24 protein-coding genes are annotated in these 12,521 nt (G+C 62.2%); all 24 read left to right on the top strand.

The genetic code is table 11. From position 1 onward, the window contains the following. The first annotated feature begins 5 nt into the window (after positions 1–5). Entirely contained in the window at positions 6–608 is a 603-nt protein-coding gene (rplD, locus tag ACN9MB_RS16615; protein WP_204634037.1) for a 50S ribosomal protein L4, read from the top strand. After that, positions 605–898: a 50S ribosomal protein L23 gene (gene rplW / locus ACN9MB_RS16610; protein WP_046972911.1), complete on the top strand. Its 294-nt coding sequence runs from the start codon at positions 605–607 to the stop codon at positions 896–898. The genes rplD and rplW overlap by 4 nt, the downstream gene beginning before the upstream one ends. Before the next feature lie 18 nt (positions 899–916). Then, complete coding sequence (rplB, locus tag ACN9MB_RS16605) at positions 917–1,738, top strand: 50S ribosomal protein L2 (protein ID WP_046972910.1); 822 nt, start codon at positions 917–919, stop codon at positions 1,736–1,738. Between the two features lie 12 nt (positions 1,739–1,750). After that, complete coding sequence (gene rpsS / locus ACN9MB_RS16600; protein ID WP_046972909.1) at positions 1,751–2,023, top strand: 30S ribosomal protein S19; 273 nt, start codon at positions 1,751–1,753, stop codon at positions 2,021–2,023. Then, complete coding sequence (gene rplV / locus ACN9MB_RS16595; RefSeq protein ID WP_204634038.1) at positions 2,023–2,358, top strand: 50S ribosomal protein L22; 336 nt, start codon at positions 2,023–2,025, stop codon at positions 2,356–2,358. Before rpsS ends, rplV begins: the two co-directional genes overlap by 1 nt. Positions 2,359–2,372: 14 nt before the next feature. Then, positions 2,373–3,122, top strand: coding sequence for a 30S ribosomal protein S3 (gene rpsC, locus ACN9MB_RS16590; RefSeq protein ID WP_121881668.1), 750 nt, complete (start codon positions 2,373–2,375; stop codon positions 3,120–3,122). Positions 3,123–3,133: 11 nt separating this feature from the next. Continuing rightward, a complete protein-coding gene (gene rplP / locus ACN9MB_RS16585; protein ID WP_019464892.1) occupies positions 3,134–3,547 on the top strand; it encodes a 50S ribosomal protein L16 in 414 nt (137 codons plus the stop codon). A 1-nt stretch (position 3,548) separates the two neighbouring features. Then, the gene (rpmC, locus tag ACN9MB_RS16580; protein ID WP_046972906.1) at positions 3,549–3,734 is read left to right on the top strand and encodes a 50S ribosomal protein L29; all 186 of its coding nucleotides are present in this window, start codon (positions 3,549–3,551) and stop codon (positions 3,732–3,734) included. Between the two features lie 12 nt (positions 3,735–3,746). Continuing rightward, positions 3,747–4,007 (top strand): 30S ribosomal protein S17, encoded by a 261-nt coding sequence (rpsQ, locus tag ACN9MB_RS16575; RefSeq protein WP_038620426.1) that lies wholly within the window; start codon positions 3,747–3,749, stop codon positions 4,005–4,007. Between the two features lie 14 nt (positions 4,008–4,021). Next, positions 4,022–4,390 carry a 50S ribosomal protein L14 gene (gene rplN, locus ACN9MB_RS16570; protein ID WP_038620422.1) on the top strand — a complete coding sequence of 123 codons (369 nt, stop codon included), beginning with the start codon at positions 4,022–4,024 and terminating at the stop codon, positions 4,388–4,390. Between the two features lie 14 nt (positions 4,391–4,404). Then, positions 4,405–4,719, top strand: coding sequence for a 50S ribosomal protein L24 (gene rplX, locus ACN9MB_RS16565; protein ID WP_204634039.1), 315 nt, complete (start codon positions 4,405–4,407; stop codon positions 4,717–4,719). A gap of 10 nt (positions 4,720–4,729) precedes the next feature. Beyond that, positions 4,730–5,272 (top strand): 50S ribosomal protein L5, encoded by a 543-nt coding sequence (gene rplE, locus ACN9MB_RS16560; RefSeq protein ID WP_204634040.1) that lies wholly within the window; start codon positions 4,730–4,732, stop codon positions 5,270–5,272. A gap of 22 nt (positions 5,273–5,294) precedes the next feature. Continuing rightward, entirely contained in the window at positions 5,295–5,600 is a 306-nt protein-coding gene (gene rpsN, locus ACN9MB_RS16555; protein WP_204634041.1) for a 30S ribosomal protein S14, read from the top strand. A 220-nt stretch (positions 5,601–5,820) separates the two neighbouring features. Further along, entirely contained in the window at positions 5,821–6,216 is a 396-nt protein-coding gene (rpsH, locus tag ACN9MB_RS16550) for a 30S ribosomal protein S8 (protein ID WP_204634042.1), read from the top strand. 10 nt (positions 6,217–6,226) lie between these two features. Continuing rightward, positions 6,227–6,754, top strand: coding sequence for a 50S ribosomal protein L6 (gene rplF / locus ACN9MB_RS16545; RefSeq protein WP_204634043.1), 528 nt, complete (start codon positions 6,227–6,229; stop codon positions 6,752–6,754). Between the two features lie 106 nt (positions 6,755–6,860). Further along, complete coding sequence (gene rplR, locus ACN9MB_RS16540; RefSeq protein ID WP_204634044.1) at positions 6,861–7,220, top strand: 50S ribosomal protein L18; 360 nt, start codon at positions 6,861–6,863, stop codon at positions 7,218–7,220. 117 nt (positions 7,221–7,337) lie between these two features. After that, positions 7,338–7,847: a 30S ribosomal protein S5 gene (gene rpsE / locus ACN9MB_RS16535; RefSeq protein ID WP_046972899.1), complete on the top strand. Its 510-nt coding sequence runs from the start codon at positions 7,338–7,340 to the stop codon at positions 7,845–7,847. Further along, a complete protein-coding gene (gene rpmD / locus ACN9MB_RS16530) occupies positions 7,840–8,037 on the top strand; it encodes a 50S ribosomal protein L30 (RefSeq protein ID WP_114239844.1) in 198 nt (65 codons plus the stop codon). The genes rpsE and rpmD overlap by 8 nt, the downstream gene beginning before the upstream one ends. Beyond that, positions 8,037–8,474, top strand: coding sequence for a 50S ribosomal protein L15 (gene rplO, locus ACN9MB_RS16525; protein WP_426271937.1), 438 nt, complete (start codon positions 8,037–8,039; stop codon positions 8,472–8,474). Before rpmD ends, rplO begins: the two co-directional genes overlap by 1 nt. A gap of 4 nt (positions 8,475–8,478) precedes the next feature. Next, on the top strand, positions 8,479–9,804 hold the full coding sequence (gene secY / locus ACN9MB_RS16520; RefSeq protein ID WP_204634045.1) for a preprotein translocase subunit SecY: 1,326 nt from the start codon (positions 8,479–8,481) through the stop codon (positions 9,802–9,804). Between the two features lie 137 nt (positions 9,805–9,941). Further along, positions 9,942–10,298 carry a 30S ribosomal protein S13 gene (gene rpsM, locus ACN9MB_RS16515; RefSeq protein ID WP_046972895.1) on the top strand — a complete coding sequence of 119 codons (357 nt, stop codon included), beginning with the start codon at positions 9,942–9,944 and terminating at the stop codon, positions 10,296–10,298. 12 nt (positions 10,299–10,310) lie between these two features. Next, positions 10,311–10,697 (top strand): 30S ribosomal protein S11, encoded by a 387-nt coding sequence (gene rpsK / locus ACN9MB_RS16510; protein WP_007513384.1) that lies wholly within the window; start codon positions 10,311–10,313, stop codon positions 10,695–10,697. An 11-nt stretch (positions 10,698–10,708) separates the two neighbouring features. After that, positions 10,709–11,335, top strand: coding sequence for a 30S ribosomal protein S4 (gene rpsD / locus ACN9MB_RS16505; RefSeq protein WP_046972894.1), 627 nt, complete (start codon positions 10,709–10,711; stop codon positions 11,333–11,335). Between the two features lie 16 nt (positions 11,336–11,351). Next, the gene (locus tag ACN9MB_RS16500) at positions 11,352–12,350 is read left to right on the top strand and encodes a DNA-directed RNA polymerase subunit alpha (protein WP_026033857.1); all 999 of its coding nucleotides are present in this window, start codon (positions 11,352–11,354) and stop codon (positions 12,348–12,350) included. Positions 12,351–12,521: the final 171 nt, after the last annotated feature.

Below are 12,521 nucleotides of genomic sequence, written 5' to 3'. Positions count from 1 at the left end.
ACGCCATGGAACTCAATGTTATTGGCGCCAAGCCGCTCAACGTGTCGGACGAAGTGTTCGGCGGTGAGCTCAAGCAGGCCCTGATCCACCAGGTCGTCATCGCCTATCAGGCGGGCGGCCGTGCCGGTACCCAGTCGCAGCTGTCGCGCGGCGAGATGTCCGGCACCACCAAGAAGTTCAAGAAGCAGAAGGGCGGCGGCGCCCGTCACGGTGACTACCGTGCACCGATCTTTGTCGGTGGTGGCCGTACGTTCGCTGCCAAGCCGCGCAGCTACGAGCAGAAGGTCAACCGCAAGTCGTACCGCGTTGCCATCCGTTCGATCCTTGCCGAGCTGATCCGTCAGGACCGTCTGAAGGTGGTCGAGAGCTTCGGCATCGACACCCCCAAGACCAAGGCGATGGTTGCCAAGCTGGCTGAACTGCAGGTCTCGGGTCGCGTGCTGCTGGTGTCGGAAGACGCCAACGAAGCCACCTTCCTGGCCGCGCGCAACATCCCGTACATCCACGTCGTGGACGTGCTGGCTCTGAACCCGGTCAGCCTGGTCGGTTCGGACCACATCGTCATGACCGTCGATGCGGTGAAGAAGATCGAGGAGTGGCTGGCATGAGCAACGAACGCATTCTGAATACGCTGCGTGCGCCGCACATCTCGGAAAAGGCTGCACGCCTGGCCGAGAAGAACCAGTACGTATTCGTGGTTGCTCCCGAAGCAACCAAGGCCGATGTCCGCGCAGCGGTGGAACAGATGTTCGACGTCAAGGTCGAGCAGGTGAACCTCGTCAATGCCAAGGGCAAGGTCAAGTCCTTCCGTTTCCGCACTGGCAATCGCCAGGGCAAGCGTAAGGCCTATGTCCGCCTCGCCGATGGCCAGACCATCGACGTGTCGGCCAAAGCCTGAGCCAGGAGTTGAATTGAGATGGCACTGATCACTCACAAGCCGACCTCCCCCGGTCGTCGCGACGCAGTTAGCGTTCGCACCGAGGGCCTTCACAAGGGCGCGCCGTACGCGGCGTTGACCGAGGCGAAGACCAAGAACGGCGGTCGCAATAACTACGGTCGCATCACCGTTCGCCACCAAGGCGGCGGTCACAAGCAGCGTTACCGCATCATCGACTTCAAGCGCGACAAGGAAGGCATTGCCGCCAAGGTCGAGCGCATTGAATACGATCCGAACCGCACCGCGCATATCGCACTGCTGTGCTATGCCGACGGCGAGCGTCGTTACATCATCGCGCCCAAGGGCGTGCAGGCAGGCGATCGCCTGGTGTCGGGCAGCGATGCGCCGATCAAGGCCGGCAACAGCCTGCCGCTGCGCGCCATCCCGGTGGGTTCGACCATCCACTGCATCGAGATGCGTCCGGGCAAGGGTGCGCAGATTGCGCGTTCCGCCGGCGCTTCGGTCCAGCTGGTTGCTCGCGAATCGGGTTACGCCACGCTGCGTCTGCGCTCCGGCGAAATGCGCCGCGTGCCGGTCGATTGCCGCGCCACCATCGGTGAAGTGGGCAACGGCGAGCACAGCCTGAAGAAGCTCGGCAAGGCCGGCGCCAAGCGCTGGTTGGGTATTCGTCCCACCGTTCGCGGTGTGGTGATGAACCCGGTCGACCATCCGCATGGCGGTGGTGAGGGCAAGACCTCTGGCGGTCGTCACCCGGTTTCTCCGTGGGGTACGCCGGCCAAGGGCTACAAGACGCGCTCGAACAAGCGCACCCAGCAGTTCATCGTGCGTCGTCGCAAGTAATAGGAAACGATCATGCCGCGCTCTCTAAAGAAAGGTCCGTTTGTCGACCTGCACCTCGTAAAGAAGGTGGAAGCCGCCGTTTCCGCCAATAACAAGCGTCCGATCAAGACCTGGTCGCGCCGCTCGATGATCCTGCCGGAAATGGTCGGCCTGACCATCGCCATCCACAACGGCCGTCAGCATGTCCCTGTGCTGGTCAACGAGAACATGGTCGGGCACAAGCTCGGCGAGTTCGCGACGACCCGTACGTTCAAGGGCCATGGCGGCGACAAGAAGGGCAAGTGATGAGCACTGAAGCCAAAGCGATCCTGCGCAGCGCCCGCATTTCGGCGCAGAAGGCACGCCTGGTGGCTGACCTGGTCCGCGGCATGCCCGTGGGCCGAGCCAGCGACGTGCTCCAGTTCACCAACAAGAAGGCCGCAGCCCTCGTTCGCAAGGTGCTGCTGTCGGCCGTCGCCAACGCCGAGAACAATCTCGGTGCTGACGTCGACGAGCTGAAGGTCTCGCGCATCTTCGTGGACGAAGGTCCGGCGATGAAGCGCATGTACGCCCGCGCCAAGGGTCGCGGTTCCCGCATCCTGAAGCGCACGAGCCACATCACTGTGGTCGTTGGCAACTAAAGAGGACGTAGACGATGGGTCATAAAGTTCATCCCACCGGTATCCGCCTCGGCATTGCCAAGGACTGGAACTCGAAGTGGTACGCCAACAAGGGCGAATACGCCCAGTACCTCGCTGCCGACCTCAAGGTCCGCGAGATGCTGCGCAAGAAGCTGGCACAGGCCGGCATCTCCAAGATCCTCATCGAGCGTCCGGCCAAGACCGCACGCGTGACGATTCACACCGCCCGTCCGGGCGTGGTGATCGGCAAGAAGGGCGAGGATATCGAGAAGCTGCGCAAGGAAGTCAGTGACCTGATGGGCGTTCCGGCGCACATCAACGTCAGTGAAGTCCGTAAGCCTGAGCTGGACGCACAGCTGGTTGCCGAGTCGATCGCGCAGCAGCTGGAGCGTCGCATCATGTTCCGCCGCGCCATGAAGCGCTCGGTCGGCAACGCGATGCGCCTCGGCGCACTGGGTATCAAGATCAATGTCTCTGGCCGTTTGAACGGCGCTGAGATTGCTCGTTCCGAATGGAGCCGCGAAGGTCGCGTGCCGCTGCATACGCTGCGCGCCGACATCGACTACGGCACCGCCGAGGCTCATACGACCTACGGCGTCATCGGCATCAAGGTGTGGATCTACAAGGGCGAGATCTTCGACCTTGCAGCTGCCGGCCAGGAGTCGAAGGAAGAGCAGTCCCAGCCGCGCCGTGAGGGTGGTGAGGGTCGTCGTGAAGGGCGTCGCGAGGGCGGTGAAGGCCGTCGCGAGCGGACGGCGAAGTAAGGAGAGTTGCCATGCTGCAACCTAAGCGAACCAAATACCGTAAGCAGTTCAAGGGCCGTAACGATGGTCTGGCTTTCTCCTCGAACCTCGTCAGCTTTGGCGAGTTCGGTCTGAAGGCAACCACCTTTGGCGCCCTGACCGCTCGTCAGATCGAAGCCGGTCGTCGTTGCATCACCCGTTTTGTGAAGCGCGGCGGCAAGCTGTGGATCCGCGTGTACCCGGACAAGCCCATCACCAAGAAGCCCATCGAAGTTCGAATGGGTGCCGGTAAGGGTGGCGTCGAATACTGGGTCGCTCCGATCCAGCCGGGCCGCATGCTCTATGAAATCGAGGGTATCGACGAGGCGACGGCACGCGAGGCGTTCCGCCTGGCCGCCGCCAAGCTCTCGGTCCAGACCCAATTCGTGACCCGGGCGGTGATGTGATATGGCCATCAAAGATTTGACCACCAAGTCGGCCGACGAGCTGAACAAGCATCTGCTGGACCTCCGCAAGGAGCAGTTCAATCTGCGCATGCAGAAGGGCACCGGCCAGCTCAATCAGCCGCACCAGCTGCGCCGCGTTCGGCGCGACATCGCCCGCACGAAGTTCGTGCTCGGCGGAAAGAAGTAAGGGACGGCTGATATGAGCGACAACCAAAAGCAGACGCGCACCCTCGAGGGCCGCGTCATCAGTAACAAGATGGACAAGACCGTGACGGTCCTGATCGAGCGCCAGGAACAGCATCCGCTGATCGGCAAGATCATCCGTCGTTCGACCAAGCTTCACGCGCAGGACGACCTGGGCGCGAATGAGGGCGACCTGGTCCGCATTGCAGAATGCCGTCCCTTGTCCAAGACCAAGCATCACCGCGTGGTCGAAATCATCACGCGCGCTAACGTCTAAGGGAGGGTGCAGACATGATCCAGATGCAAAGCACGCTATCCGCGGCCGATAACAGCGGTGCTCGCGAACTGATGTGCATCAAGGTGCTCGGCGGCTCCAAGCGCCGTTACGCCGCGATCGGCGACGTTATCAAGGTCACCGTGAAAGATGCCATCCCCCGCGGCAAGGTGAAGAAGGGCGAGGTGTACAACGCCGTGGTGGTTCGTACCGCCAAGGGTGTGCGCCGTCCCGATGGCTCGCTGATCCGTTTCGACGGCAACGCAGCGGTCCTCCTCAACAACAAGCTCGAGCCGATTGGCACCCGTATCTTCGGGCCGGTCACTCGCGAGCTGCGCAGCGAGAAGTTCATGAAGATCGTCTCCCTCGCGCCCGAAGTGCTCTGAGCGGAGACTAGACCATGAACCGTATCCGCAAGGGTGATCAGGTCCTCGTGATCACCGGCAAAAACAAGGGTCAGCGCGGCGACGTGCTGCGCGTTGACGGCGACCGCGTGTTCGTCTCCAACGTGAACCTGGTCAAGCGTCACACCAAGCCGAATCCGCAGGCCAACCAGGCCGGCGGCATCGTCGAGCGTGAGGCTTCGATCCACATCTCCAACGTCCAGCTGTTCAACTCCGCCTCGGGCAAGGGTGAACGCGTTGGCGCCAAGACGCTCTCTGATGGGCGTAAGGTGCGCGTGTTCAAGTCCTCCGGCGAAGTTGTGGACGCGTAAGGAATCCATCATGACGACGCGTCTCGAAACGTTTTACAAAGACCAGGTCATCCAGAAGCTCACCGAGCGTTTTGGTTACCAGAACGTGATGCAGGTTCCCCGCATCACCAAGATCACGCTGAACATGGGCGTGGGCGAAGCGGCGGGCAACAAGAAAGTGCTCGAAAACGCCGTGGCCGACATGGCCAAGATCGCCGGCCAGAAGCCGATCCAGACCAAGGCCCGCGTGTCGGTTGCCTCGTTCAAGATCCGCGACGGTTGGCCGATCGGCTGCAAGGTCACGCTGCGCCGCGCGCAGATGTGGGAATTCCTCGATCGCCTGATCAACATCTCGCTGCCGCGTACGCGCGACTTCCGTGGTGTGTCGGGTCGCGCTTTTGACGGCCGCGGTAACTACAACTTCGGCGTCAAAGAGCAGATCATCTTCCCGGAAATCGACTTCGACGCCGTCGACGCGATGCGTGGCATGGATATCTCCATCACCACCACCGCCAAGTCGGACGAAGAAGCCAAGGCGCTGCTGGAAGCTTTCAGCTTCCCGTTCCGCAACTGATACACGCGAGAGATATCTATCCATGGCAAAGACCTCGATGGTCAACCGCGATATCAAGCGGACCAAGCTCGTCAAGAAGTACGCCGCCAAGCGCGCCGAACTGAAGGCGATCGTGCTGAGCCCCAACTCCTCGTATGACGAGAAGATGGAAGCCCAGACCAAGCTGCAGAAGCTGCCGCGCGACGCGAGCCCGTCTCGCCAGCGCACCCGCTGTGCTCTGACCGGCCGTCCGCGCGCCGTGTATCAGAAGTTCGGCTTGGGCCGCAACAAGCTGCGCGAAGCCACCATGCGTGGCGACGTGCCTGGCCTGCGCAAGGCCAGCTGGTAAGACCCCAAACAGGGCGTTGACGGGTTGCGACCCGTTGGCGTTCGATGCGGCGGCGGGCGCCAGCCTGCCGCCGTTGGCGCGATTTATGCGCTGATGTACGCAAAGTCGGAAAAAGCTGTTATAGTCGTCGGTCTGCGTTCCGCAGGTCGGCACTGTGCCGGCTCACAATTGAATTGATTTCCGGTTTTTCGGATATCGGTGCACTCTGAAGGATGTTTTCATGAGCATGACTGATCCCATCGCCGATCTGTTTACGCGCATCCGCAATGCCCAGCTCACGGGCAAGCAGACCGTAAACATGCCGTCGTCGAAGCTGAAGGTGGCCATCGCCAACCTTCTCAAGAATGAGGGCTATATCCTCGACGCCAAGGCCTCCACTGCGGAAGGCAAGCCGGTGCTCGAGATCAAGCTCAAGTATTTCGAAGGCCGTCCGGCTATCGAAACCATTGCCCGTGTCAGCCGTTCCGGTCTCCGCGTCTACCGCGGCAAGGACGAGCTGCCGAAGGTCCTCGGTGGCCTGGGTATCTCGATCATCTCGACTTCCGCCGGTCTGCTGACCGACGCGCAGGCCCGTGCCAAGGGTCTGGGCGGCGAAGTCATCGGCCAGGTCGCATAAGGAGCCGACGATGTCCCGCGTAGCCAAACAACCGATCAACCTGCCCAAGGGCGTCGAAATCAAGACCGACGCTGACGGCATCTCCGTCAAGGGCCCGAAGGGCACCCTGGCGATCCATCACCTGCCGGGCGCCTCGATCAATATCGACAATGGCGTGGCCAACATCGTTCTCGCCGAAGGCGCGGACGACAAGTTCGGTGGCACCCTGCGCGCGCTGCTGGCCAACATGGTCAAGGGCGTGTCCGACGGTTACGAGCGCAAGCTCGAGCTGGTCGGCGTGGGTTACCGTGCTTCGATGGCCGGCAAGTCGCTGAACATTGCCCTGGGCTTCTCGCATCCGGTCGTGTTCGAAGCGCCCGAAGGCATCACCATCGAAACCCCGACGCAGACCGAAATCCTGATCAAGGGTTCGGATAAGCAGCGCGTGGGCGAGGTGGCCGCCAAGATCCGTGGCTTCCGTCCGCCGGAACCCTATAAGGGCAAGGGCGTGCGCTACTCCGGCGAGAAGATCACCCTGAAGGAAGCCAAGAAGGCTTAAGTGAGTTAGTACGCTGTCCCTGCGTGTGGAAGCGGCCATCCATGGCCGCACTATTCACGAAGAGCTGCTTGCTACTGGCTAATTAGTCGATCCGCTTCTAGGAACTATGACGATGAACAAGAACGAATCCCGCCTGCGTCGCGCCAAGTCGACTCGCTCCCACATCCGCAAGCTCGGTGTGGCTCGCCTGTCGGTGCATCGCACCGGTCAGCACCTGTACGCACAGGTGTTCGCCGCCGACGGTCAGAACGTGGTGGCTGCTGCCTCCACCGTGCAGAAGTCGGTTGCCGAAGGCCTCAAGGGTACCAAGAACCTCACCGCTGCCGCCGCTGTCGGCAAGGCTGTGGCTGAACGTGCGCTGGCCGCCGGTATCGAGTCCGTGGCGTTCGATCGCTCGGGCTTCCGCTACCACGGTCGCATCAAGGCGCTGGCCGATGCGGCCCGCGAAGCCGGCCTGAAGTTCTAAGGCCGCTTGGTATCGGGTGCCGGTTCGCCGGCACTTGATGCCAACAGAAGTAACCACAACTCCAAGCGGCTCAGCCGCAAGTAAAAGTCCCGGTTAGCCGGGCACATGGAAAAAAACATGTCTTCTACCGATCGCGAAAATTCAGATGGCCTGCTCGAGAAGCTGATTGCCGTCAACCGCGTGGCCAAGACCGTCAAGGGTGGCCGCCAGATGAGCTTCACTGCGCTGACCGTGGTCGGCGACGGCGAAGGCCGCGTGGGTTTTGGTTATGGCAAGGCGCGTGAAGTGCCGGTCGCCATCTCCAAGGCCATGGAGCGCGCCCGCCGGCAGATGGTGAGCATCGATTTGAACAACGGCACCCTGTGGTACGCCATCAAGGCGAACCACGGCGCAGCCCGCGTGTTCATGCAGCCCGCTTCCGAAGGTACCGGCGTGATCGCCGGCGGCGCCATGCGCGCTGTGCTGGAAGTGGTCGGCGTGAAGAACGTGCTGGCCAAGGCCGTCGGTTCGCGCAACCCGATCAACCTGGTCCGCGCGACCATCAAGGGCCTGCAGGCCGTTGCCTCGCCGAAGCAGATCGCTGCCAAGCGCGGCAAGACCCTGGAAGAGGTGCTGGGCAATGGCTAAGAACAACGAAACCGCCGCCACCGTGCGCGTGCGCCTGGTCAAGGGCCTGCGCGGTGTGCAGAGCCGTCATCGCCTGAGCGTGAAGGCGCTCGGCCTGAACAAGCTCAACGACGTCCGTGAACTGAAGGACAGCCCGCAGGTCCGCGGCCTGATCAACACGGTCTATTACCTCGTGCGGGTTGAGGAGTAATCACCATGCGTCTTAACGACATCAAGCCGGCCGCCGGTTCCCGCAAGACCCGCCTTCGCGTGGGCCGCGGTATCGGTTCGGGCCTGGGCAAGACCGCCGGTCGCGGTCACAAGGGTCAGCACGCTCGCGCGGGCGGCACCCACAAGTACGGTTTCGAAGGCGGCCAGATGCCGCTGCAGCGCCGCCTGCCGAAGGTCGGTTTCCGTTCGCTGAAGAAGGCCGAGAGCCAGGAAGTGTTCCTGTATCAGCTGGCCACGCTCAAGGCTGACGTGATCGACACGATCGTCCTGCACCAGGCCGGTCTGATCGACAGCCGCGCGAAGAAGGTCAAGGTTGTCGCCAAGGGCGAAATCGGCCGCGCCGTGAAGCTGTCGGGTGTGCTGGCTACGGCCGGCGCGAAGGCAGCGATCGAAGCTGCCGGCGGCAGCGTGGAGTAATCACGTGGCGTCAGCCCAGGGCACATCGCTCGGATCGCTCGGCAAGCTGACGGAACTGCGTCAGCGCATCTTCTTCGTGATTGGTGCGCTGATCGTTTTCCGTCTCGGTTCCTTCATCCCGGTTCCGGGCGTCAACCCGGAAGCCATGACGAACCTGATCGAGCAGGGCGGCGGCCTGATGAACATGTTCAACATGTTCTCGGGTGGCTCGCTGGCACGTTTCTCGGTGTTCGCGCTTGGCGTGGTGCCGTACATCTCTGCCTCCATCGTGGTGCAGATGATGGGTTCGGTGATCCCGAGCCTGCAGGCGCTGCGCAAGGAAGGTGAGGCCGGCCGTCGCAAGATGACCACCTACACCCGCTTTGGCACGGTAGGTCTGGCGGCTTTCCAGGCGTTCGGCATTGCCGTGGCGCTGCAGAAGCAGGTCGCCCAGGGCGGTGCTCCGGTGGTCTATACGCCGGGCATGGGCTTCATCCTGGCATCGGTCGTCGGCCTTACCGCCGGCACGCTGTTCCTGATGTGGCTGGGCGAGCAGATCACCGAGCGCGGTATCGGCAACGGCATTTCGCTGCTGATCTTCGCCGGTATCGTGGCCGGCCTGCCGGGTGCGGTGGCGCACACGTTGAGCATGGCCAGCAACGGCGAGCTCTCGGTGATCAAGATGCTGCTGGTGGTGGCGGTGATCCTCGGCGTGACGGCGTTCGTGGTGTTCATGGAGCGCGCCCAGCGGCGCATCACCGTGAACTACGCGCGCCGCTCCGGTGGTCAGCGCGCCTACATGAACCAGACCTCGCATCTGCCGCTCAAGGTCAATATGGCGGGTGTGATTCCGCCGATCTTTGCCTCGAGTCTGCTGATGTTCCCGACCACCGCGGCAACCTGGTTCGGCCAGGGGCACCAGTCGCGCTGGATCACGGAGCTGACGCAGGCGCTGATTCCGGGCGAGCCGCTGTACGACATCATCTTCGCGGTGCTGGTGATCACCTTCGCCTTCTTCTATACGGCGATCGTGTTCAACTCCCAGGAGACGGCGGACAACCTCAAGCGCTCCGGCGCCTTGATTCCGGGCATCCGCCCGGGCCGCTCCACGGCCGACTACATCGACAACGTGATGACCCGTCTTACCGGTGTCGGCGCGCTGTACCTGGTGCTGGTCTGCCTGGTTCCATCGTTTATGCAAAAAGCGTGGCACGTCCCGTTCTACTTCGGTGGCACCTCTCTGCTCATCGTCGTGGTTGTGGTGATGGATTTCACTGCTCAGGTGCAGGCGCACCTGGTCAGTCACCAGTACGAAAGCCTGCTGAAGAAGGCCAACCTCCGCCGCAACTGATGGCTGCTGGGGTGGTGTGAAGTTGGTCTAAGTCGGAGGGCGGCGGTACCCCAGGTACCGCAGGGCTTTCCTAATGGGTTGTTTAAGGTTAGAATTGCGCGTTTACCGCGCACGAAACGCATCGGAGAAAGTACATCATGGCGCGCATCGCGGGTGTCAATTTGCCGGTCCAGAAGCATGTCTGGGTTGGCCTGCAGAGCATTTACGGGATCGGCCGCAGCCGGGCCAAGAAGGTCTGCGCGGACGCTGGCGTGGTTCCCACCACCCAGATCAAGTCCCTGAGTGAAGGCGAGGTGGAGAAGATCCGCCACGAAATCAGCAAGTACGTCGTTGAAGGCGATCTGCGTCGCGAGGTGGGTATTGCCATCAAGCGTCTGATGGATCTGGGTTGCTACCGCGGTCTGCGTCACCGCCGTGGTCTGCCGGTGCGCGGCCAGCGCACGCGTACCAATGCACGCACCCGTAAGGGTCCGCGTCGCGCCATCAAGAAGTAACGGATTCCGAACATGGCTAAGCCTGTCAAGACCAAGAAGAAGATCAAGCGCGTTGTCACGGATGCCGTGGCCCACGTGCAGGCCTCCTTCAACAACACCATCGTCACCATCACCGATCGCCAGGGCAATGCCCTGTCGTGGGCGACTGCCGGCGGCGCGGGTTTCCGCGGTTCGCGTAAGTCGACCCCGTTCGCTGCCCAGGTTGCCGCCGAAAAGGCTGGCCGCGCTGCTGGCGACTACGGTGTGAAGACCGTGGAAGTGCGCATTAAGGGCCCGGGTCCGGGTCGTGAGTCCGCCGTGCGTTCGCTGAACGCGCTGGGCTACAAGGTGCTCAACATCATCGACGTCACGCCGATTCCGCACAACGGCTGCCGTCCCCCCAAGAAGCGTCGAGTCTAAGGAGCATACCCATGGCCCGTTATCGTGGAGCTACCTGCAAACTCGCCCGTCGTGAGGGTGCAGATCTCAGCCTGAAGAGCCCGGCGCGCGCGCTGGACTCCAAGTGCAAGCTGGAAAACAAGCCCGGCCAGCATGGCGCCAACAAGCGCATGCGCATGTCCGACTACGCCAACCAGCTGCGTGAAAAGCAGAAGGTCAAGCGCATCTACGGCGTGCTCGAGCGTCAGTTCAGCAACTACTACTCCAAGGCGTCGACCCTCAAGGGCAACACCGGCGAGAACCTGCTGCGCCTGCTCGAAAGCCGTCTGGACAACGTCGTTTACCGCATGGGTTTCGCGGTCACCCGCGCCCAGGCCCGTCAGCTGGTCAGCCACAAGGCTGTGCTGGTCAACGGCAAGAAGGTGAACATCCCGTCGTACCAGGTCCGTCCGGGCGATGCGGTTGCACTGACCGAGCGTGCGCGCACCCAGCTGCGCGTGCAGGAAGCGGCAACCGTGTTCGACACCATGGACCTGCGTCCGCAGTGGGTCGAAGTCGACAGCAAGAAGTTCGAAGGTACGTTCAAGTCGATGCCGGACCGCGGCGATCTGCCGACCGACATCAACGAGAGCCTGATCGTCGAGCTCTACTCGAAGTAATCAACCGGAGCCCTGCATGGCAGTTTCGTCAACTAGCGTGCTGCGCCCTCGCGGCCTCAGCGTCGAGCAACTCGGAGCCAACCGCGCCAAGGTGGTGGTCGAGCCGCTCGAGCGTGGTTTTGGCCACACCCTGGGCAACGCGCTGCGCCGCGTGCTGCTCTCCTCGATCCCTGGCTCTGCCATCGTCGAGGTGGAAATTGATGGCGTGCTGCACGAGTACACCACCCTGGAAGGCCTGCAGGAGGACGTCATTGAAGTCCTGCTCAACCTCAAGGACGTGGCGATTCGCCAGCATTCGGGTGATGAAGTCACCCTGACCTTGTCCAAGAAGGGCAAGGGCGTGGTCACCGCCGGCGATATCGCCGTCGACCACTCGGTGGAAATCATCAACCCCGAGCATGTGATCTGCCACCTGACCAAGGACATTGCTCTCAACATGCGCCTGAAGGTGCGTCGCGGCGTCGGCTACCAGCCGGCCAGCGCGCGCCAGCATCCGGATGATGAGGCTCGTCCGATTGGCCGCCTGCAGCTCGACGCGTCGTTCGCGCCGGTTCTGCGTGTTGCCTACGAAGTGGACGCCGCTCGCGTTGAGCAGCGCACCAACCTCGACAAGCTTGTGCTCGACATTGAAACCAACGGCACCATCGGTGCGGAAGACGCGGTTCGCAAGGCCGCTGAAATCCTCAACGACCAGCTGTCGGTGTTCGGTGACTTCTCGCGCCGCGAGAGTGCTACCGACAAGGCGGAGAAGGGCGGTTTCGATCCGCTGCTGCTGCGCCCGATCGACGATCTGGAGCTCACCGTGCGTTCGGCCAACTGCCTGAAGGCCGAGAGCATCTACTACATCGGCGACCTGGTGCAGAAGACGGAAGTCGAATTGCTCAAGACGCCGAACCTCGGCAAGAAGTCCCTGACCGAAATCAAGGACGTGCTGGGTGGTCGTGGTCTCGCGCTCGGTATGAAGCTTGAAAACTGGCCGCCGCCGGGTCTGTCCCACGGCATGCAGCTGGGTTAAGAGTTTTGGCGGTCGTTCGCGACCGCTGGCTGTAACGGCAAACTGGCGAGCGTACTTCGGTGCGCTCGCCAGCTGCTAGAGCGGTATCAAAACCGCACGATGTTTTTGGGTGACTACTTTGGTCGCCGGTATTGGTGCTCTGACGAGTGTTCTACCCTCGGATTTTGCAGA

The sequence above is a fragment of the Dyella kyungheensis genome (genome assembly GCF_049913195.1).
Taxonomy (GTDB): domain Bacteria; phylum Pseudomonadota; class Gammaproteobacteria; order Xanthomonadales; family Rhodanobacteraceae; genus Dyella; species Dyella kyungheensis.
The sequence above is the reverse complement of the archived record's forward strand: the minus strand, read 5'-3'. Positions and strand labels throughout refer to the sequence as shown.

Coding starts and splice junctions, on each gene's coding strand:
- rpsN (WP_204634041.1), top strand. CDS start 5,295: ATGGCAAAGACCTCGATGGTCAACCGCGATATCAAGCGGACCAAGCTC.
- rplR (WP_204634044.1), top strand. CDS start 6,861: ATGACGATGAACAAGAACGAATCCCGCCTGCGTCGCGCCAAGTCGACT.
- rplF (WP_204634043.1), top strand. CDS start 6,227: ATGTCCCGCGTAGCCAAACAACCGATCAACCTGCCCAAGGGCGTCGAA.
- rpsM (WP_046972895.1), top strand. CDS start 9,942: ATGGCGCGCATCGCGGGTGTCAATTTGCCGGTCCAGAAGCATGTCTGG.
- rpsK (WP_007513384.1), top strand. CDS start 10,311: ATGGCTAAGCCTGTCAAGACCAAGAAGAAGATCAAGCGCGTTGTCACG.
- rplE (WP_204634040.1), top strand. CDS start 4,730: ATGACGACGCGTCTCGAAACGTTTTACAAAGACCAGGTCATCCAGAAG.
- rpsS (WP_046972909.1), top strand. CDS start 1,751: ATGCCGCGCTCTCTAAAGAAAGGTCCGTTTGTCGACCTGCACCTCGTA.
- rpsC (WP_121881668.1), top strand. CDS start 2,373: ATGGGTCATAAAGTTCATCCCACCGGTATCCGCCTCGGCATTGCCAAG.
- rpmD (WP_114239844.1), top strand. CDS start 7,840: ATGGCTAAGAACAACGAAACCGCCGCCACCGTGCGCGTGCGCCTGGTC.
- rpsQ (WP_038620426.1), top strand. CDS start 3,747: ATGAGCGACAACCAAAAGCAGACGCGCACCCTCGAGGGCCGCGTCATC.
- rplB (WP_046972910.1), top strand. CDS start 917: ATGGCACTGATCACTCACAAGCCGACCTCCCCCGGTCGTCGCGACGCA.
- rpsE (WP_046972899.1), top strand. CDS start 7,338: ATGTCTTCTACCGATCGCGAAAATTCAGATGGCCTGCTCGAGAAGCTG.
- rplV (WP_204634038.1), top strand. CDS start 2,023: ATGAGCACTGAAGCCAAAGCGATCCTGCGCAGCGCCCGCATTTCGGCG.
- rplN (WP_038620422.1), top strand. CDS start 4,022: ATGATCCAGATGCAAAGCACGCTATCCGCGGCCGATAACAGCGGTGCT.
- rplX (WP_204634039.1), top strand. CDS start 4,405: ATGAACCGTATCCGCAAGGGTGATCAGGTCCTCGTGATCACCGGCAAA.
- ACN9MB_RS16500 (WP_026033857.1), top strand. CDS start 11,352: ATGGCAGTTTCGTCAACTAGCGTGCTGCGCCCTCGCGGCCTCAGCGTC.
- rpsD (WP_046972894.1), top strand. CDS start 10,709: ATGGCCCGTTATCGTGGAGCTACCTGCAAACTCGCCCGTCGTGAGGGT.
- rpmC (WP_046972906.1), top strand. CDS start 3,549: ATGGCCATCAAAGATTTGACCACCAAGTCGGCCGACGAGCTGAACAAG.
- rplW (WP_046972911.1), top strand. CDS start 605: ATGAGCAACGAACGCATTCTGAATACGCTGCGTGCGCCGCACATCTCG.
- rplD (WP_204634037.1), top strand. CDS start 6: ATGGAACTCAATGTTATTGGCGCCAAGCCGCTCAACGTGTCGGACGAA.
- rpsH (WP_204634042.1), top strand. CDS start 5,821: ATGAGCATGACTGATCCCATCGCCGATCTGTTTACGCGCATCCGCAAT.
- rplP (WP_019464892.1), top strand. CDS start 3,134: ATGCTGCAACCTAAGCGAACCAAATACCGTAAGCAGTTCAAGGGCCGT.